We start from the raw sequence: 19533 nt of genomic DNA, 5'->3' as shown, positions 1-19533 counted from the left end.
GGTTTTTTAGTACCACAACGGAGATGGAGGGCATTGTGAATCATCAAATGGTTACGCGCAGAGGCGTGTTGGTCGGTGGAGCTTCACTTGCGCTCGTGGGGTGCAGTGCGCCAAGCAACAACAATAGCGGGGTCCCATACCAAAGTGTAATGATGCCTTCGTGGGCAGATGTGCCTTTGTACCTGACCATGATTACGGTTGCAGCGCCAGTGGCCGCTTATCTTGCTGGTACAGCCAGCGCCGTGACTGGTGTCATTGCATTGGCTAGACTGGCGTACGTACTCAAAAATGTCGGCGTGTTAGCCGATCGGGCGAGTCTAATTTATGATTCAATCCAGTTCTTGAATCAACTAAGGTCGCAACGTTTTGCTCTTCCTGCGCTGAGCTCGAGCCCAAAGCCTTTCATCGCGATTGCAAGCGGCAACATTAACAACTTCGAATCAGTGCCTGTGTTCAAGAACGATGTGGTTTTGCAATTTGGCGTCTTGAATGAACAAGGTGGTAGCTTCGGGGAAAATGATATCTATGCCACTGTGAAAAGGGTTGACGAGCGGCCTCCGCAGACGGTCAACGAAATTTGGGGTTCGGGCGATCTTCCTCACGCCATCGTGTCGCCAGCCTCAAACGGAAATTATGATGGCAAGCTTCCAATCGGCTCGTTGCCGCCCGGTGCCTATGTTTCGTACAGTTGGAAGGTGCCGCGAGGCCAGCAGCCAACGGACTATTTTATTGCAAATAGCGCGTTTGTCGGGCCGACGTTTTTGTCGGTAGATGATGCCAACTATTCGCTCGATCTTGCCAGTGCGATCGAGGCCGAAAGGAATGTGGAGGCGCGTTTTCAATTGCCGACTGCAACTCTAGGCTAGGGCTTTGGCCTAACGCCAAATCCGCCGAAGGGCTGAGTGACAAGGGGTTATCGAATAGCGTGAAATTCGGATCAATGGCGGCGAACCTGACACAAGTCGACGACGGCATTGGCGGTCGCGCTTCGATCAGATTGCCTTGGGGCTATAACCGAATGAACGACGGTGCTCACGACACCTCCGTTGTCTTCCAGACCTCAAATCCGCTGTGTTCCATTTAGTGGTATCCGAAAGCCAGCGCCCGCTCTTATTCATTGTCGCATCCGCCCACCCGGTCGGTGGTTTCGACGCTTCGGCCTTGCTGCCCCACCTCCTTTTAAGGTCGCGGTTCCGTGCGTGGTGGCGGGGCTTTTTGTGATTTGAACGCGCTTTTTGTTCGCGATTGCTGGCACCTACCAGATGGACGCCCCTGCTACGGCATATTCGCTTTTACCTCATCCAGCCAAACCGTCGCGACCCCATCACTCGGCGCGCGCCAATCACCGCGCGGTGAAAGCGAACCGCCGCTCGAAACCTTCGGCCCGTTGGGCATCGCGGTACGTTTGAACTGGCTGGTGGTGAAGAAGCGGAACAGGAATTCCTCCAGCCATTTCTTGATCACCGGCAGATCATAGGCGTTGCGGCCCTTGACCGGGAAGCCGCGTGGCCAGCGGCCATTGCTCGCGTCCTTCCACGCGTGCCAGGCCAGAAACGCGATCTTTGACGGCAACTGGCCCTGGCGCACGGTGTAGTGGAGGAAGAAATCGTGGAGCTCATACGGCCCGATGCGGTCCTGCGTGCTTTGCATCGTACCGTCGGCCCCGGCGGGCACCAGCTCGGGTGAAATTTCGGTGGCGAGGATCGCTTCGAGCACCCTGGCGGTTTCCAGATCCCAGAAATCGGTCGCGATTGTCCAGCGGATCAAATGCTGGATCAGCGTTTTGGGCACGCCCGCGTTGACGCCGTAATGGCTCATCTGATCGCCCACGCCGTACGTGCACCAGCCGAGCGCGAGCTCGGACAGGTCGCCGGTGCCGACCACCAGGCCATTGTTCTGGTTGGCGAGGCGGAACAGATAATCAGTGCGAAGCCCCGCCTGCACATTTTCGAACGTCACATCGTACAGCTTTTTTCCCTTGGCATAGGGGTGGCCGATATCCGCCAGCATCCGCTCGGCGGCGGGGCGGATGTCGATCTCGTCACCCGCCACGCCCAGCGCGCGCATCAGCTTCCACGCATTGGCCTTGGTGCCCTCACTCGTCGCAAAGCCGGGCATGGTATAGCCAAGGATATGATCGCGCGGGATTTTCATCCGGTCGAACGCCTTCACTGCGACGATCAGCGCATGGGTTGAATCGAGCCCGCCCGAAATGCCGATCACGAGCCGCTCGACCCGCGACGCCTCGACGCGCTTCATCAGCCCTTCGACCTGAATGTTAAAGGCCTCATAGCAATCGGCATCGAGCCGTTCGGGCGTGTTCGGCACGAACGGGAAGCGTCGCAGATCGCGCTGCAGGCCGATATCGGTAAAGTCGGGCTTGTGCTCGAAGGCGATGCGGCGGAAGTCATACTCGGGATCGCCCGCCAGCCGTGCCGCATCGTTGAACGTGCCGTTGCGCATTCGCTCGATCCGCAGCCGCGCGACGTCGATATCGGCGATGATCGTGTCGGCTTCACACCGGAAACGCTGCGATTCCTTCAGCAGATCGCCATTTTCATGGATCAGGCTCTGGCCGTCCCAGGCGAGATCATTGGTGCTCTCGCCGGGACCGGAGGCCGAAAAGATGTAGGCGCAGATCGCTCGGGAGGACTGCGCCGAGGCGAGCATCTCCCGGTCTCGGGCCTTGCCGATGTTGATGGGCGAGGCTGAGAGGTTGCAGCAGATATAGGCTCCCGCGAGCGCGCCATTGGTGGAGGGCGGGGTGGGGGCCCAGAAATCCTCGCAAATCTCGGCATGGAACACGAAATGCGGCAGGTCGCTCGCGGCGAAGATCAGGTCGGTGCCGAAGGGGACGCGCTGCCCGGCCAGGTCGATCTCCATGCCGGTGATCCCCGCGCCGCTCGCGAACCAGCGCTTTTCATAGAATTCGCGGTAATTGGGCAGGAACGTCTTCGGCACGACTCCCAGGATTTTGCCCCGCGCAATGGCGATGGCGCAGTTATAGAGCCGCCCGTTGCGCGGTATTGCGGCGCCGACCAGCATAACGGTGGCGAGCTTGGCGGTCGCGCTGGCCAGCCGGGCAATCGCCGCCACAGTCGCGCCGTGCTGCGCCGCCTGCATGTGCAGATCGTCGATCGCATAAGATGACAGGCTGAGTTCGGGAAAGACGATCAGGTCGACGCCGTTCGACGCCGCCTTCTTCGCCAGATCGATTGCCGCCTGCGCATTGGCGGCGGGGTCGCCCACCGTTGCGCGTGGTGTGGTGGCGGCAACACGCACCATTTCCTGCGCGTGGATCGAATAGAAGCGATGCGTTTTTGGGCGGGCCATGGCGCGAGTCCTAGGCGGATATGATGACAAATGCCATTATCTGCGATGCCTGCTCAGACCCCCCGGCTCGTCATCAGCGGCTGGATGTGCTGGCCGAATGCCTCAACCCCTTCGATGAAATCGTCAAAGGTCAACAGCACGCCGCCGGTATTGGGCACTTCCGCCATCTCGTCGAGCATCCGAGCGACACTGGCGTAGGAGCCGACCAATGTGCCCATGTTGATGTTGACGGCCCCCTCCGGCGCGGCGAGCTGGCGCACGTTGGTGGTGGCATTCACCTTGTCCGCCGCACCCTGATCGGCGAGCCAGGCGATGGCGGCATGATCGACCCCGTCATTGTACGACTTCCACTTTGCCATCGCTTCTTCATCGGTCGGCGCGGCGACGACCATGACGAGGACAAAGACCGATACGTCCCGCCGGGTCTTGGCCGTGGCCGCGGCCAGCCGCTCGTTGTTGAAAGCAAAGGCGGTCGGCGTGTTGACGCCCTTGCCGAGGCAGAAAGCATAATCGGCCCATTGCGCGGAGAAGGCGAGGCCATCGTCCGATGACCCTGCACAAATGATTTTCATGTCGCCGGTCGGCTTGGGACGGACGAGGCAATCGTCCATCTGGTAATAATCGCCCTTGAAGTCGCTCCGACCCGTCTCCCACAATTCACGCAGGATGCGAGCATATTCATCCAACATCTTGTACCGGTTACGGAAATGGTCCTCGCCCGGCCACAGCCCCATCTGCGAGTATTCGGGCTTTTGCCAGCCGGTGATCAGGTTCAGCCCGAAGCGACCATGGCTGATCGAATCGATCGTGTTGCACATTCGCGCGGCAAAGGCGGGCGGGATGATGAGGGTCGGGCAGGTGGCGTAGATTTTGATCTTTTCGGTCACCGCGGCGAGCCCGGCCATCAGCGTGAAGCTTTCCAGGCCGTACTCCCAAAACTCGGTCTTGCCGCCAAACCCGCGCAGCTTGATCATCGAAAGCAGGAAATCGAGGCCGTATTTCTCAGCGCGCTGGGCGATCTCTTTGTTGAGATCGAAGCTTGGCATATATTGCGGCGCGTTCTCGCTGATCAGCCAGCCATTATTGTTGATGGGCACGAAGACGCCGACTTGCATGGGGTTCAGCTCCTGAGGAAATCGAGGACAAGGTGGTTGAAAAGAGCGGGGTCGGTGACATTGCAAGCGTGTCCCCCGGAGGGCATTATCTCGATCCATGTCCCGCCAAGTTCTTTGTACAGTCGTAAGCCAGCCGAAGAAGGCACCAGCATATCGTCGTCGGCGAGCAGTACGAAAACGTTGTCAGTCAGGCCTTGAAGGCGACCGATCACGTCGAACGCCGCTAGCGCGGCGATGCGCTTTTCCATTGTCGGGATGCCGGGGAAGTCAGCAAGTTGATGTGGAAGTTCAGCGTCGATTTTCTCCGTGTAAGTTGAAATCCAATCGGCTGGATAGAGAAAAATCGGCTGCGCGCGCAGGAATGACTCGACTCCGGAATGCCGCAACAAGTTCAGCCGTGCCTCAAAACAGCGCAGAAAATGTGGGTCTGCCTTCGCCCAGCCGTTTACGACCACAAGCTTGTCGAGCCTTTCAGGGGCCTTCAACGCGAGCGCTAGCCCCGCAACACCGCCCGCTGCATGGCCGATGAGATGGGCTTTCGCTATCTCCAGCGTTTCCATGAGCGCGATGATGTCGTCGGCGAAGTCATCGACCGTCACCACATCGGGCAATGCCCGGTCGCTCCGCCCCGTGCCACGATGGTCATAGGCGATGACACGGTAGTGCTCGGCAAGGGCCTGAATGTTAGGCTTCCAGTAGTTCGCTGATCCGCCAAGGCCGGACGAGAGGATCAGCGGTGGCGCGTCTGCGGGGCCATGGGTTTCGTAGTAAAGGCCGGCGGCGTGTGGCATTCAATTCCTCCCCGGCACGGGGAGGGGGACCATGCGCAGCATGGTGGAGGGGGCGTAACGCTCGCGCCGTGTTTCGTGGAGAGCCCCCTCCGTCGGCCTTCGGCCGCCACCTCCCCGTGTCGGGGAGGAACTCGTTGGCTCAACCAAGGTGCGCAACCGAGGCGATTTCGACCAGGCAATCGGGCTTTACCAGGCCGCACTGGATGCAATAGCGCGCGGGCTTCGCGCCGGGGAAATACTCGGCATACACCGTGTTCATCGCCGCATAATCGGCCCAGTCCTTCAGGAAGATGTGGTTGAAGGCTACATCGGCCAACGTCGCTCCGGCGGCTTCGAGCGTCGTCTTGATTACTTCGAGCACATGCCGCGTCTGCGCGGTCGCGTCGCCGGGATACAGCACCACGCCGCCTTCGCCGAGCGCGAGGGTGCCCGAAACATAGACGGTGTTGCCTGCCTTGGCGCCGGCCGAGAATGGCGCGATTGGGGTGGGGAATTGCGGCGGGTTGATCGCTTCAAAAGGCATGAGCAGTCCTTAGTCCTTCGGCATTTGCCCAAAGGTGCCGCAGAAATCGGCGACGGTCGATACCCAGCCGAAGAATTTCTCGACGTTGTAAACAGTTGCCGCCTGCATCGCAGGCGGGCCGAGGTGATGTGTCGCATCTTCAAGCATCACGCCGAAATATTCGAGGTGAAAGCCGTCACGCAGCGTGCTTTCGACGCACACATTCGTCGCAATGCCGACGAACACGATATGCCGGATGGCACGCGCGCGCAGCACGCTATCGAGTTGCGAGTTGAAGAAGGCGGAATAGCGCGTCTTGTGGAGCGTGATATCGCCCGGTTGCGGTGCCAGTGCATCGACCAGCGCATAATCCCACCCGCCGCGCGCCAGTAATTGTCCGGCGAGTTCGGGCCGCGCGCGCATTGTCTTTAGCGCATTGGATTTATGCCAATTGGGGGAGCCGGGGCCGCCCGCCTCGACATAATCGGGGTCCCAACCATTCTGGAGGTAGATCACCTGCACGCCTGCAGCCCGCGCGGTATCGAGCACGGTGGCGATTTTGCCGATCGTTCCCGCTGCCCCCGCGATATCGAACCCGGCGAGATCGACATAGCCGCCGGGCGATGCATAGGCGTTCTGCATGTCGATCACGACAACCGCGGTATCCTTCGCAGTCATGCGGATCGGCTCAGGGCGGGCCGGAAGCGTCACCTTCGGGCCGGAGCCATGCGGATTGCTGTCGACTGTCATCACGTCATTGTCCGGGATGATATGACCGCACGATATGCGGCGCGAGCTCGTCGATATAGAAATACACGTCGCGTAAATCGCCGGTTGCGTAGCGTTTTGCCTGATCGGCGAAATGGATCGAGGCGGTGTTGCCGCTTTCGCCTCCGGCGGTAACGGCTCGCGCGCGCACGCGATCACCAAACTCGACGATCGCGACGAAACTGTTGCCGCTGGTGCCGTAATAGCGCTTCGTTCCCGGATAGCGCCGCGCCCCAAATGAGGCGAGTGATCCCCATTGGGCCGAGGTAAAGGCAACGGGCGTGCTCGGCTTGCTATCGTCAAACTGCTGGACGATCGCCCCATTGTTCCGCTGGAACCGGTTGATCTCTCCCCACGGCGTTTTCCAACTGCCGAAATCAGCGGTCAGCCGGTCCGATGCTGCCGCCAGCGCGGCGAGCTTACGGGCAGGGGTGGTGGCAAGCAGATGATCATATCGAGCCAGCCCTTTAGTTTTCAGATCGGGATCATTGGCCGTGTCGTTCCACAAAGCCTCTCCCCAGAACACCGCCAGCGATGTTGCCACCGATTGCGTGCTCCAGGTGAAATCCCATGCGCGCAGCGTGGCGATCTGTTCGGCCAGTTTCGCCTTTATGGGATCACCAATCGGCAGCGCATCCCAGGCCGCGACCAGCGAGGGGACCAGCGGCGCAAACGCCGTCAAATAAGGGTCATAGGCGGCATCACGCAGCGCATCGATCGTGAAATCGCGCCGGTTCGTCAGCACGCGAATGGCGTGGAGACCCCGCGGATTCTCGCCCGCAGTATCCATATAGGCTGGATACTTGCTGCTTTCGGGACTGTCCGGCCCGGCGGCCGACCAGGGGGCGTTGTTGGTGTTGGTGATCCAGCCGGTGGTGGGGGACATGACCTGTGGTAATTCGGAAAGTGCATGCAGCCCCTTCCAATCACTGGCAGGATCGCTGCCATCGACGGGTTTTTGGTAATCGAACGCGTCGTCACGCTTGGGCACGAATTGCGGGTGGAGATAGGCGATCGCGCCGGTCGCATCTGCCAGAATTGTGTTGTTCGATGAATTGGCTTTGAGCGTCATCACTTTCATATAGCCCGCTAGATCGCGCGATTTGGTGCGTTCGAAACTCTGCTGAAGTGCGGCTGCCGGGGAATTGAGCAAACCGATCGACACCCATTTGCCGTCCGTTGCGCGCACGATCGGGCCGTGATGCGTCGCATAGGTGGTGAATTGCCGCTGGGCCATCGTGCCATCCGACAGTCGATAACTGAGCGTGATCCGGTTGGCGCGGACCGGGCGCAGTTCCTGGCCGTATCGATAAAATGGCTTGCCGCCTTGATCGACGATCGTTTCGGCAAACTCATCGACTGAATCGACGCCGCTCGACGTGTGCATCCAGCCGACGCGCTCATTGAAGCCCTGATAAATGAAGAACTGGCCCCAGGTGGCTGCACCGTATGCGTTCAGCCCTTCATCGCTCGTCACCTGCTGCTCGCTGCGGAAGAAGAAGCTGGTATGCGGATTGATGAGCAGCAGCGCCTTGCCATTCACGGTGTTGGCAGGGGCAATCGCGATGCCATTCGAACCCGAAGGTTCGCGGAATAGGCCAGGATTCGCAGTGTCGGCCATCGCCAGCTGGCTCTGGCCGTAAAATGCGGCGAGCGGCTTAAGCGCGACACGCTCGATATCGCCGCCGATGCTGCCTTCAGAGAAGCTCAGCGCCATCCAGGGCTCGAATTTTTTGATAACGCGCGGTTTCACCTCGGGGTGGGTGAGCAGATAATAATTCAGTCCATCCGCCCAGCCGGTCATCAGCCGCTGCAGCCAGGCCGGGGCGACGGTGTATTGGCGGCGCAGGTCGGCGGGATCGATGAATAGCCGTTGGCGTAGATCCTGCCAGATCGCCGCTTCGCCCTCCGCCTCTGCGAGGCGCCCGAGCGAGACGAGATAATTGGTCTCGATGCGATTAAAGTCGTCTTCGGCCTGCGCGTACATCATCGCGAAGACCGCATCGGCGTCGGTTTTGCCATGGACATGGGCAATGCCCCAGTCGTCGCGGATGATGCGAACCCGCTTGGCGGTCGCCTCCAGCCGAAAGCGATCACTGGCGGGGCTGGCCTGAGCGGGTTGAGCGTGGGCGATGCTGAGGATCGCGCCCAGCGCGACGGCAAACTTGGTCATTGCCTGACCGTATCGGTCTGTCCCGGCGGCGGCAAGCAGCGGCTTTCGTCGCGAAAGTCCCAAAATTGCAATGCCCCGCCCGCCCCTGAAGGGGGGCGAGCGGGGCACAGCAATTCAACAATCGAGTTCTAGCAAGGCATCGATCAGAAGGTGATGCGGAAACCACCAGCGAAGCGGCGACCAAAGCGCTCAAATTCGATGGTCTGCACGTCGCTGCGGGGGGTTGGGATCCCCGTTGCCGTCAGCAGATTGCCTGGCTCCGAATAGCGACGGCCCGGCTGGTTGAGCAGGTTCGTCGCATCGAAATAAACTTCGACATTCTTGGTGATCGCATAACGTGCCGAGACGTCCAGTTCATCGTCACCGGCCCAATAGGTGTCACCGGCATCGGTGAGATCATCGGCAATGGTGTCGAGATAGGTGCTGCGGTTCTGATATTGCAGGCTGATCGACAGGCCGTATTTCTCGTAATAACCACCGATATTGTAGATCAGATCCGACGTGCCTGGCAGCCGTACCCGGCGTGAAGGGATGGTGCCAACCGCTGGCTTGGTCACTTCGCTGTCGTTGGCCGTTACGTTGGCCGTAATACCGAAGCCGCCCATCCACTCGGGCAGGCCGAGATCGCTGGTCCACGGTTCGAGCTGGAACTGTGCGGTTGCTTCGACCCCGAACACCCGGCCTTCGCCGCCATTCGTGATGCCACGGAAGATATAAGCCGAACGATCGATTCCGTTGCTGTCGAGCGCGTCAGACCCGAAGGTACGGGATTGCGTGTAGAGCACGTCGCGGACATTCTTGTAGTAAGCGCCGACACTGAAATAGCCCTGCGGGCGGACATACCATTCGAAATAGGCGTCGAACCCGTACGCCTTTTCAGGCTTAACCGAGGGATTGCCACCGGAAATCGTCTGGTTGGGATCATTGATCACGACATTGGGGCGAAGCTGATCATAATCGGCGCGCGCCGCACCGGTGTTGAACGACAGCCGCAGTTTCTTGGTATCATCGACATTGTAGTTGAAGTGCAGGCTGGGGAAAAACAGCGTCTGGCTTGATTCAGCGGTGATGAGTCCGGTTGTGGCACCGATCGTCGCTGCTGCAATACCGCGGTTCTTCAGATGCTCGATGCGAACGCCGCCCAGGATCGAACCCCAGTCATATTTCAGCGTGCCCATCACGAAACCGGCAAAAACCTGCTCGCGCACCTCGTAATTATTGTCGGTTTGGGGCACGAAGGCAAAGTTCGTGCGGGCTGCGGTGGCGACAGCGCGCATCCGGTCCGTATCGAAATACCGGAAGGTGTAGCCCAACGGGATCTTGCCGAGGAAGGCATCGTTCAGTGAGAACTGGTTGTAATCGGTTGGCAAGCCGACGGTGTTGAACTGTGCGGCGGTGTTGAGCAGGATCCGATTTTCGTCAGCAACCTTGGTTCGCTGATCGAACTGGAAACCCGCCTTCAACGTCGCTTCGCTGCCGAACAAGCCGGTTTCGCGCGATACGACGAGCTTGCCGGTGTAAGCCTTGGTGGTGTCGACCGCGTCGAGGACCGTGAAAGAGACTGGCGCCTTAGCGAAGCTGTCAATCGCGGTTACCCGGGGACCGGCTTGGAAACGGGTTGGGCTAGACAACTGGTTGGTGGTGAACAGCGCCAAGGTGCCACGATTGCGATTGGTAAAATCATAGCCGATCGTGGGGCGCAGCGTACGGGTGGAGGGGCTGTCATATGCAGCTTCACCGACGACCGAACGATCGTCCTTCGATTCGGTGTAGTTGCCCAGCCACATCAGGTGCCAGCCATCGGCAAAGTCATGATCGCCTGCGATCGTGTTGGTGAAGATCGACTGGCGGAAGGCGCGCAGCGTTGCGCGCTGGCGGATGTCAACGCCGTACACCGTGCCAACCTGCGGGGTGTTGCCGATGCAAACATCGGCATAACCGCTCGTCGTCGGGGTCGGGTTCACCGTGCGCGCGCAATCGGCGGTGTTGGCGACAAGATCATTCTGGCGGTCGTCAAGATCGAAGCGGTAATTGTCGCGCGCTTCATCGTCGGTGAAGATCGTGTAGATCGACCGAGCCGAAATCGTGTTGTCCGAGTCCGGCTTGTAATCGAGGCGACCGGAGACCGAATAGTTGCGGCGGGTGAGACGATACAGCTTGTTTTCGGTTTCCTGCGCCCAGAAGCGGGTCAGGTTGCCGGGACGCTGATCCTGCGCGACGCGTTCATAATCGACTTCGAAATTGTCGGTGATCTGGCCGCGTTCGAAATAGCTGCCCGACAACAACACGCCGAGTTCGCCGCCGCCGACGTTGAAGCGTTCGGCAGCGACCAGCGATCCTTCATACTGCTTGCGGCTGCCCAGTTCAGCGACGCCAAAGCCGCCCTTTGCAGCGATATGGCCGCCCGCATAGTCGAATGCCGAACGCGTGATGACGTTGATGTTGCCAGCAACCGTCTCGCCCGGCATTTCGGGAGTTACTGCCTTGGAAACGATGATCTGCGACGCAATCGCCGAAGGAACCGAATCGAAGCGCGCATCGCGGCCTTCAGGGCTGACAACGTTGATCCCGTCGAACGACAATGTCGTCCAGTAATTGGGCGTGCCGCGCAAGCTGACATAGCGCGCCTGGCCCTGATCGCGTTCGACACCCACACCTGCCAACCGGCCAACGGCCTGGGCGATGTTTTGATCGGGCAAGCGGCCAACGCCGTCGGCGGAGATCACCGCGACGAGTGAATCGGATTCTTTCTGCGTCTTCAACGCAGCTTCCTGCGATTCGGCGATCGGGCGGCTGCCCTTGACGACAATGTCGCCGCTTTCAGTTTCATCAGGAAGCGGTGCGGTGCTGGATTGCGCATAAGCGGAAGTCGCGCTGAAAGCGGCGATGGCGATGCTGCTCATCAACAGCGTTCGAACGGCAGCTGCCGCCTCGCGGCGGCTATGTCGAATGGTCATGATATAATTCCCCCAAACCCGTCGATCACCGACGGATGAGGTCCGCTAGCTGCAGAATAAGTCCCTTCGAGTGCCAATCGGTTACGGGAGCGTTACGAAAAAATTCAGTTTAACATCGACAAATCTGTGGCCCGAAAGTGACACTCTCCGTGTCAGGATGGCGCCAACAGTGCCGCATCGGCGCCGGCAACGGGGGCTGCACGGGGTGACGGCGCCGGGCTTGCCGAAAAACGTGGCGCAGGGGCCGGCTGAATCGCCCCGCCAATCGTGATGAATGTCCCGCGTGCCTGATTATGCGGATGCGCTGGCGCCTCCGCCATCGTCAGCACGGGGGCGAAGCACACATCGGTCATTTCCATCAGCGCGCACCATTCGGCCTGGCTTTTGCTCGCAAAGATCGCAGCCAATCGTTCTTTGCGCGCGGGCCAGGCGGTTTTATCGAATTGCGCATCGAACGCGGGATCGTCCGCAAGGCCAATTCTTTCGCGGAGCAACGCATAGAATTGCGGCTCGATCGAACCGATCGCAACGAACTTGCCGTCGGCGCAGACATAGGTGTCATAAAAGGGGGCGCCGCCGTCGAGCAAATTGGTGCCGGGCACGTCGCTGGTGGTGCCCTGCGCAAGCATGGCGTAGCTCATGCCAGCCAGCAGTGCCGATCCGTCAGTCATCGCGGCATCGATCACTTGGCCCGGCGCGCCGTTTTTCACTGCCAGCAATCCCGCGACCATCCCGAACGCCAGAAACATCGCCCCGCCGCCAAAATCTCCGACATAATTGACCGGCGGTACCGGCTTGCCGCCTGCAACACCAATGGTGTGCAGCACGCCCGATAGCGCGATATAGTTGATGTCGTGCCCGGCGGCCTGCGCATAGGGGCCGGTCTGCCCCCAGCCGGTCATCCGCCCGTAAACGAGCTTGGGGTTCTCAGCGATGAGCACGTCGGGCCCAAGCCCGAGCCGTTCCATCACGCCGGGTCGAAACCCTTCGATGAGCCCATCCGCGGTGGCGCAGAGCGCCTTGGCAGCTGCAAGCCCCTCGGCGGACTTGATATCGAGGATCACAGATTTGCGATTGCGCGATAGCGCGTCGCGCGGATCGAGCCGGGCACCTGGCCGGTCGATGCGGATCACTTCGGCGCCATGATCGCCCAGCATCATGCCGCAAAACGGCCCCGGGCCGATGCCGGCGAATTCGATGATCCGAATGCCCGAAAGCGCGCCTGCCATGATCCTGCTCCTCGTTTTTATTGTCTTGGCGCGCCCGGCAGGAGTCGAACCTGCGGCCTCAAGATTAGAAGTCTCGTGCTCTATCCAACTGAGCTACGGGCGCGCGCGATACGTCCGTTAGCGCGGATTGCGCGGGGGTGAAACGGGCATCATAAACGTAAGCGGAACAACGGGGGCTATCGATGAGTATCAAGGCAGTGTCGGCGCGGGATCTGGCGGGTGGACAGCTGCGCTATTTCGATTTCGTGATGGCGGCATTCGTGGCGATCATCCTGCTGTCGAACGTCATCGGCGCAGGCAAGGTTGCGCAGATCTGGCTGCCGGGCGTGGGATACTGGCCGTTCGGCGCGGGGATTTTGTTCTTCCCTATTTCCTATGTGATCGGCGATGTGTTGACCGAGGTGTACGGCTATGCGCGCGCTCGACGCGTCATTTGGGCGGGGACGGTCGCGGTGTTATTTATGGCGTTCATGTCGTTCGTCGTGGTCGCGCTGCCGCCCGCACCCGACTGGAAGAACCAGGCAGCGTATGAAGTGATTTTCGGCCAGGTGCCACGCATCGTGCTGGCATCAGTCTGCGCGTTCTGGGCAGGCGAGTTCGTCAATGCCTTTGTCCTCGCGCGGATGAAGCTTTGGACCGACGGCAAGATGCTGTGGACGCGCACGATCGGATCGACCTTTGCCGGGCAGGGTGTCGACAGCCTGATCTTCTATCCGCTTGCCTTCTGGGGCGCGGAGGGCTGGACCAATGATTTGGTGATCAAGGTGCTGATCACGCAGTGGGTGCTTAAGGTCAGTTGGGAAGTGCTGCTGACGCCACTCACCTATCTCGTCGTCAACTTCCTGAAGGCGCGAGAGGGCGTCGACGTGTTCGACAAGGGCACGAACTTCACCCCGTTCAAGGCAGCATTGTAGCATTGAGCGCGCTCCAAGTCGCCAAACTCTGGTTGATCGGGGCGACCGGACTCAGCAAAGATGCGCTGCACGTCTATGTTGCGCTGATCCTGTTTTTCGGTTCGGCGGTTTTGTTCAAATGGTCGTTGGCAGGATGGCGACCTTGGACGGTGGTACTCGTCGCCGCCGTGACGGGCGAGGCTTGGGATATCCGCGATCGGCTGGCCGGTGGCATCGCGATCGATCTACCGGGCGACTGGCACGACATCTGGAACACGATGTTCTGGCCGAGTGTGATATTATTGGTGGCGCGGACGACGTCAGTGTTCGGTCGATCAGGCTCCGACCGTCTCCAGCAACCCCTCGAATAGCCGCCGCCCGTCGTTGCCGCCATGCGCGGCTTCGATGCGGCGTTCGGGATGGGGCATCAGGCCGAGTACGTTACCGCCTGCATTGAGCACGCCTGCAATCTGCCGTGCGGATCCATTGACGGGTTCGGCATAACGGAACGCGACGCGGCCTTCGCCCTCGATCCTGTCAAGCGTATCGGCATCGGCGGTGAAGTTACCGTCATGATGCGCGACCGGCATGATCACGGGCTCACCTGCGGTGTAGCGACTGGTGAAGGCGCTTTGGGCGTTCTCGACCTTCAGCGCGACATCGCGGCAGACAAAATCCAGGCCTTCGTTGCGCATTAAGGCGCCCGGCAGCAGACCGATTTCAGTCAGCACCTGAAAGCCGTTGCAGATGCCAATCACCGGTACGCCGCGCTCCGCCGCTGCAACGATCGCGGGAATGATCGACGATCGCGCCGCAATGGCACCGCAGCGCAGATAATCGCCATAGGAAAAGCCGCCGGGCAGGCCGATCATGCCGATGCCGTCAGGCAGAGACGTTTCGCCGTGCCACACCATCGTCGGCTTGGTGCCCGTCACGGCTTCAAGCGCGACCGCCAGATCGCGATCGCAGTTTGAGCCGGGAAAAACGATAACCGCGGTTTTCATCACACGCGCTCGATACGGTAGTTTTCGATAACGGTGTTGGCGAGCAGCTTGCGACACATCTCATCGATCTGCGCGTCATCGATGCCATCCGCCACATCGAGCTCGATCAGCTTGCCCGCGCGCACATCATTGATGCCGGCAAATCCCAGCCCGTCCAGCGCTTTGTGGATCGCCTTGCCCTGTGGATCGAGCACGCCGGGCTTCAGGGTCACGAAGATGCGCAGTTTCATTGATGTGCTCGCGGTTAGGGGCGGGGTGCGGGCAAGCTATGCCGAGCCGCGTGCCCGGCTGCAACCGTCACTTGCCGCGCTTCAGCCGATGTTCTTCAAGATCGAGCACCGCGCTGTCGGTACCTTCGGGCAGCAGCCCGAGGCGGCGTGCGACCTCCTGATAGGCTTCGATCTCGCCACCCAGATCGCGGCGGAAGCGATCCTTGTCGAGCTTTTCGCCGCTCTCCATGTCCCACAACCGGCAGCCATCAGGGCTGATCTCGTCGGCCAGGATGATCCGGGCATAGTCATTGTCCCAAATCCGCCCGAACTCGAGCTTGAAATCGACGAGGCGGATGCCGATCCCGGCAAACAGCCCGCACAGGAAATCATTCACCCGGATCGCCAGATCGGCAATGTCGTGCATCTCTTCCTGGCTAGCCCAGCCAAAACACGAGATGTGTTCGTCCGTGATCATCGGATCACCGAGTGCATCATCCTTGTAGAAATATTCGATGATCGTACGCGGCAACTGCGTGCCTTCCTCGATCCCCAGCCGCTTGCTGAGAGACCCTGCCGCAACATTGCGCACGACAACCTCGATCGGCACGATTTCGACCTGTCGGATCAGCTGTTCGCGCATGTTGAGGCGGCGGATGAAGTGCGTCGGCACGCCAATCGTCGCGAGCAGCGTGAACACATGCTCGGAAATCCGGTTGTTGAGCACGCCCTTGCCGCTGATCGTGCCCTTTTTTTGCGCGTTGAACGCGGTGGCATCGTCCTTGAAATACTGGATCAGGGTACCGGGTTCAGGCCCTTCGTAAAGGATCTTGGCCTTGCCCTCATAGATTTGGCGGCGGCGTGCCATGGCGGCGGTACCTTTGATGAACGTGCACAAAATAAGCTGCCCCGTCCGCGCGGGTAGTGACGTCGCGCGGGCCGGGGCAATGCATAAAGCCTATATCGGAAGCGCCGGGGGCGCGCAATCACGGGCTTGGCTTAGCGCGCTTCCTCGGTTTCCTTTGGCGCATCGGCCTCGCGACCGAACCAGCGTTGCAGAGTGCCGCGATTTTCGCTTGGTTCGCCGGCGGGTTCGGCTCCGGCAATTGGGGCGACGCGGACAACCTCCGGTTCCTCGCGCGGAATGAACTGGCGGAGGATAAGCGCGACGCCGACCAGCACGATGATCCACGGCCCGACGCCTGCAAGCACCTGCGTCATCGCAGCGGCGGATTGAATGAAGGTCTCTCCGGCATTGTCAAAAGTTGCCGTTGCAGAGCCGCCGAGCGACGGAATCACGGTGCCCGACTGGTAAGTGAACAGCACCGGGGTGGTTGCCAGCCCCTGCGTCGCGCCGCGATCAAGCTCGCTGATGGTGGCAACCGCTGCGCGCAGGCGCATCTGCCGTTCTTCAGCGGCCGCGCGCTGTGCGTCGCTCACATTGCCGCGCAACTGCATGTCGATATTCGCGATCTCCTCACGCAACCGCGCGACGATGCCCCCGCCACGGGCGGCACCATCGCTGCCAATCATCCGCGAATCCATCACTAGGCCACCGGCATTCTTTACCGCCGCGCCCGAATTACGGCCAAAGGTGCGGGCGATCACCGGATCAATCTGAAAGGCGAGCACCGCCGTCACGCTATTGTCAGCATCGTTGACGTGATAGCGATTGGTGAGCACTCGGCAGCGCGCCCGGCCCAGCTGATCGCAGGCGCGGACATGGCTGTCCTGCACTTCGGCGATGCGGGCGGCGGGCATGCGAAACGCATAGCGGTAATCAAAGTCATCGCCGAGCGCGGCATTGCTGGTATCGGCGCGATTGCCCGTCGGCGATTGGCCGCCGGACATCGCCGCTGGATCGACACCAATCGGCGAACAGCCCGCCAGCAGCAGCAAAAGCCCTGCAAATCCTATCGCGAATCGCATCGCCATCTCCCTGGTACCAGCGTTAACCATATAGCGTATGGCGGCTGCGACCAATCGAAGATCAGGTGACGGCGTACCGCTTTGAGAATTCAGGCGCGAGGTGATGTTGCTCCGTGAGTATCGCGGCGAGAATTTGGCCCGCCAGCACCACATCTTCATGACCGATATAGAGTGGCGTCAAGCCGAAGCGCAGAATGTCAGGATCGCGAAAATCGCCGATGACACCACGGGCGATCAGCGCCTGGCACAGCGCATAAGCCTGGGGGTGGCGGAAGCTGATATGGCTGCCGCGTCGGGCCGGGTCGCGAGGGCTGACGCATTCAAGGCCGAGATCATCCCCGATCGAGGCCATCAGGTTGAACAGGCTCGCGCTTTTGACGGCAATGGCCGACGGATCGGCCGCCAGCATCAGGTCAATCCCGCTTTCAAGCGCCGCCATTGCCAGCATCGGCGGGGTGCCGGCCAGCCAGCGTTTGACGCCGGGGGCGGGCGCATATCCATCGGCAAAATCGAATGGCGCGGCATGCCCCATCCAGCCCGACAGCGGGCTCGCCAACCGTTCCTGCAGCCGACTGGCGACGAAGAGATAAGCGGGCGCACCGGGGCCACCGTTCAGATGCTTATAGCCACACCCGACGGCGAAATCGGCACTGCAACGGTTCAGCTCGACCGGGACTGCGCCCGCGCTATGGCTCAAATCCCACAGGATCAGCGCCCCCGCAGTATGCGCCCGCGCGGTCCATTCGACCATGTCGAAGCGCGCAGCGGTTTTGTAGTGAACGTGCGTGAGCAGCACGAGCGCCGTCTGTTCGTTGATTGCTTGGCCGATCCGGTCGCGGGGAACAACGTTCAGCGTTGCGCCGGGGACGCAGGCGACCGCCCCTTCGGCAATGTGCAGGTCGGTAGGAAAGTTACCCGTCTCGCTGACGATCACCGTCCGGGTCGGATCGAACCGGAGCGCTGCCACGATCAGCTTGAACAGATTGACCGAGGTGGAATCGGTGACGATCACTTCGCCAGTCGTAGCGCCGATCAGCCGGGCGATCTTGTCGCCGATCCGCTGTGGCGCGTCGATCCAGCCCTCGTTCCAGCTGCGGATCAGCCGCTCGCCCCATTGCCGATCGACCATATCGGTGATGGCCGGGCCGGTGGCGCGAGGCAGGGGGCCAAGCGAATTGCCGTCGAGGTAAATCACCCCCTCGGGCAGCGCAAACCGATCGCGAAACGGACGTAACGGATCGGCGGCGTCGATCGCGCGCGCTTCTTCAAGCGTCATCATTTGAATGCCGCCTCAATCAGTGATCTCGCTTTGCCCCAGGCCGCTGTTTCGGGCGCGATCAGCTCGACATGGCCGGTGTTGGCGATCCGGTGAAGCGTCGCTTGGTCTCCCGCTTTGGTTGCTTGCTGACTATAGCCGGTGCCCAGCCGCATCGGGATGATCCGGTCATTGTCCCCGTTCACCAGTTCCTGCGGAACCCCGATCGGCAGCAGGCGCGGGACCGAGATGTCGGCGAAGACGTCTGGGCGCGATGCCGATTTCGGCCCGGTCAACTTCGCAACAATTTCTGTACCGCAGCCATTATCCGGGCTCGCCGCCGTCGCCTCAAGATCGGGCAGCCCGCCAAGGCTAACGACATGGGCAATCTTCAACGGGTTTCTGGTCCGCAATAAGCTGTTTACTGGCAGCTTTGCCCGACCGGCGAGCCATAACGCCAGATGCCCGCCCGCCGAATGCCCGACGGCGACCACGCGACTGGTATCCAATCGGTACCTCGCGGCATTGGTTGCCAGCGCATCGGCTGCGGCGGCCGCATCCTGAAAAGTGCCTGGATAACCGCCGCCTGGCCGGTCGACACCGCGATAATCGATATTCCACACCGCAATCCCGCGCCCGCGCAGATCAGCGGCGATCCAGTTCATCAATGTGCGGTCGGCGATCGCGGTCTGCCAGCAACCGCCGTGCACCATCAGCACCACCGGATGTTTGCCGGCGCCTTTGGGCAGCCAGAGATCGACCTTCTGATAAGCATCGGCGCCATAGCTGATTGTGGCATCGGCTTGGGGGCGGGGGCGACTAGTAAGGTCGGGCCAGGAGAGGAGCGAAGGCGTATCGGGAATCATCGCCGATAGCCCCAGCAACATCGCCACCAGTGGCGCAAGGATTTTCCATCTCATGGGTGCAGCCTACCCCTGTTCGGGGTTGGTTGCGAGTCCTTGGCAGGGAATTGAGGCATAAGTCTGGCTTGTTATCAAGCAAGCTGGACTTATGCCTCAATAGCATGACCGACTAGGCGGTATCTTTGTGCGATCACCGGCTGATGTTGATACTTGGCGCTTGATCTGAAGCGTGCGCCACCAGCGCGGCACGCCCGGCCTTGGCCGATTGTCTGGCGATCGTCAGACATTGCCGATAGGCGCTTTGGCGGTACGGATCGCGTGCGTCCAATTCGCCGCAGACGCGCCGCACGGCAGCTTTTAGGCGACGATCCAGCGCCCGAGTACCTTGCGCACTGGTAACGTCCAGATCGGCTGCCGACACACGAATGCTATTCGCAGGAGACTCTGGCTGCTGGGCTGCGGCTGACGTTGCCACCATCAAGAGCGCAACGATGATCATCGATTTCATCATA

The 19533-nt window shown here is 60.7% G+C and carries 18 protein-coding genes and 1 tRNA gene; 3 read left to right on the top strand and 16 right to left on the bottom strand.

All coding sequences use genetic code 11. From position 1 onward, the window contains the following. Window positions 1-866: hypothetical protein (locus B7Y49_RS10195; protein WP_374127479.1), on the top strand; the 866-nt coding region annotated here is incomplete at its 5' end. 409 nt (window positions 867-1275) lie between these two features. Here B7Y49_RS10195 and B7Y49_RS10190 read toward each other — a convergent pair. The 9 genes from B7Y49_RS10190 to B7Y49_RS10150 all read right to left on the bottom strand — a co-directional run bounded on the left by B7Y49_RS10190 (window position 1276) and on the right by B7Y49_RS10150 (window position 12971). Further along, window positions 1276-3333 carry a glutamine-dependent NAD(+) synthetase gene (locus B7Y49_RS10190; RefSeq protein ID WP_374127478.1) on the bottom strand — a complete coding sequence of 686 codons (2058 nt, stop codon included), beginning with the start codon at window positions 3331-3333 and terminating at the stop codon, window positions 1276-1278. Between the two features lie 53 nt (window positions 3334-3386). Further along, window positions 3387-4448: a pyrimidine utilization protein A gene (gene rutA, locus B7Y49_RS10185; protein WP_374127477.1), complete on the bottom strand. Its 1062-nt coding sequence runs from the start codon at window positions 4446-4448 to the stop codon at window positions 3387-3389. Window positions 4449-4453: 5 nt separating this feature from the next. Then, window positions 4454-5239, bottom strand: coding sequence for a pyrimidine utilization protein D (gene rutD / locus B7Y49_RS10180; RefSeq protein ID WP_374127476.1), 786 nt, complete (start codon window positions 5237-5239; stop codon window positions 4454-4456). 139 nt (window positions 5240-5378) lie between these two features. After that, entirely contained in the window at window positions 5379-5762 is a 384-nt protein-coding gene (gene rutC, locus B7Y49_RS10175; protein ID WP_374127475.1) for a pyrimidine utilization protein C, read from the bottom strand. Between the two features lie 9 nt (window positions 5763-5771). Continuing rightward, window positions 5772-6491 (bottom strand): peroxyureidoacrylate/ureidoacrylate amidohydrolase RutB, encoded by a 720-nt coding sequence (rutB, locus tag B7Y49_RS10170; RefSeq protein WP_374127483.1) that lies wholly within the window; start codon window positions 6489-6491, stop codon window positions 5772-5774. A 4-nt stretch (window positions 6492-6495) separates the two neighbouring features. Continuing rightward, window positions 6496-8682 carry a penicillin acylase family protein gene (locus B7Y49_RS10165; RefSeq protein ID WP_374127474.1) on the bottom strand — a complete coding sequence of 729 codons (2187 nt, stop codon included), beginning with the start codon at window positions 8680-8682 and terminating at the stop codon, window positions 6496-6498. Window positions 8683-8825: 143 nt separating this feature from the next. After that, window positions 8826-11639, bottom strand: a complete 2814-nt coding sequence (locus B7Y49_RS10160; protein WP_374127473.1) for a TonB-dependent receptor — start codon at window positions 11637-11639, stop codon at window positions 8826-8828. 152 nt (window positions 11640-11791) lie between these two features. Continuing rightward, window positions 11792-12868 (bottom strand): CaiB/BaiF CoA-transferase family protein, encoded by a 1077-nt coding sequence (locus B7Y49_RS10155; RefSeq protein ID WP_374127472.1) that lies wholly within the window; start codon window positions 12866-12868, stop codon window positions 11792-11794. A gap of 26 nt (window positions 12869-12894) precedes the next feature. Beyond that, window positions 12895-12971 (bottom strand) — tRNA-Arg (locus B7Y49_RS10150). A gap of 79 nt (window positions 12972-13050) precedes the next feature. On the opposite strand from B7Y49_RS10150, the gene B7Y49_RS10145 reads away from it, so the two are divergent. Together B7Y49_RS10145 and B7Y49_RS10140 are read left to right on the top strand one after the other, a co-directional pair. Beyond that, entirely contained in the window at window positions 13051-13782 is a 732-nt protein-coding gene (locus tag B7Y49_RS10145; RefSeq protein WP_374127471.1) for a VUT family protein, read from the top strand. 2 nt (window positions 13783-13784) lie between these two features. Beyond that, window positions 13785-14132: a hypothetical protein gene (locus tag B7Y49_RS10140; RefSeq protein ID WP_374127470.1), complete on the top strand. Its 348-nt coding sequence runs from the start codon at window positions 13785-13787 to the stop codon at window positions 14130-14132. On the opposite strand, the gene purQ is transcribed toward B7Y49_RS10140, so the two are convergent. The 7 genes from purQ to B7Y49_RS10105 form a co-directional block, all read right to left on the bottom strand. Further along, window positions 14097-14765 (bottom strand): phosphoribosylformylglycinamidine synthase subunit PurQ, encoded by a 669-nt coding sequence (gene purQ / locus B7Y49_RS10135; RefSeq protein ID WP_374127469.1) that lies wholly within the window; start codon window positions 14763-14765, stop codon window positions 14097-14099. The two genes, B7Y49_RS10140 and purQ, sit on opposite strands and share 36 nt — an antisense overlap. Continuing rightward, the gene (gene purS / locus B7Y49_RS10130; protein ID WP_374127468.1) at window positions 14765-14995 is read right to left on the bottom strand and encodes a phosphoribosylformylglycinamidine synthase subunit PurS; all 231 of its coding nucleotides are present in this window, start codon (window positions 14993-14995) and stop codon (window positions 14765-14767) included. Before purS ends, purQ begins: the two co-directional genes overlap by 1 nt. A gap of 67 nt (window positions 14996-15062) precedes the next feature. Continuing rightward, window positions 15063-15842, bottom strand: coding sequence for a phosphoribosylaminoimidazolesuccinocarboxamide synthase (gene purC, locus B7Y49_RS10125; RefSeq protein WP_374127467.1), 780 nt, complete (start codon window positions 15840-15842; stop codon window positions 15063-15065). Between the two features lie 131 nt (window positions 15843-15973). Then, window positions 15974-16903, bottom strand: a complete 930-nt coding sequence (locus B7Y49_RS10120) for a hypothetical protein (RefSeq protein ID WP_374127466.1) — start codon at window positions 16901-16903, stop codon at window positions 15974-15976. A gap of 61 nt (window positions 16904-16964) precedes the next feature. After that, window positions 16965-18179: a kynureninase gene (gene kynU, locus B7Y49_RS10115; RefSeq protein ID WP_374127482.1), complete on the bottom strand. Its 1215-nt coding sequence runs from the start codon at window positions 18177-18179 to the stop codon at window positions 16965-16967. Beyond that, window positions 18179-19078 carry an alpha/beta hydrolase gene (locus tag B7Y49_RS10110; protein ID WP_374127465.1) on the bottom strand — a complete coding sequence of 300 codons (900 nt, stop codon included), beginning with the start codon at window positions 19076-19078 and terminating at the stop codon, window positions 18179-18181. Before B7Y49_RS10110 ends, kynU begins: the two co-directional genes overlap by 1 nt. A 133-nt stretch (window positions 19079-19211) precedes the next feature. Beyond that, on the bottom strand, window positions 19212-19532 hold the full coding sequence (locus B7Y49_RS10105; protein ID WP_374127464.1) for a UrcA family protein: 321 nt from the start codon (window positions 19530-19532) through the stop codon (window positions 19212-19214). Window position 19533: the final 1 nt, after the last annotated feature.

This window comes from Sphingomonas sp. 28-62-11 (assembly GCF_002278865.1).
Taxonomy (GTDB): domain Bacteria; phylum Pseudomonadota; class Alphaproteobacteria; order Sphingomonadales; family Sphingomonadaceae; genus Sphingomonas.
This window is presented reverse-complemented; position numbering and strand designations above follow the sequence as displayed.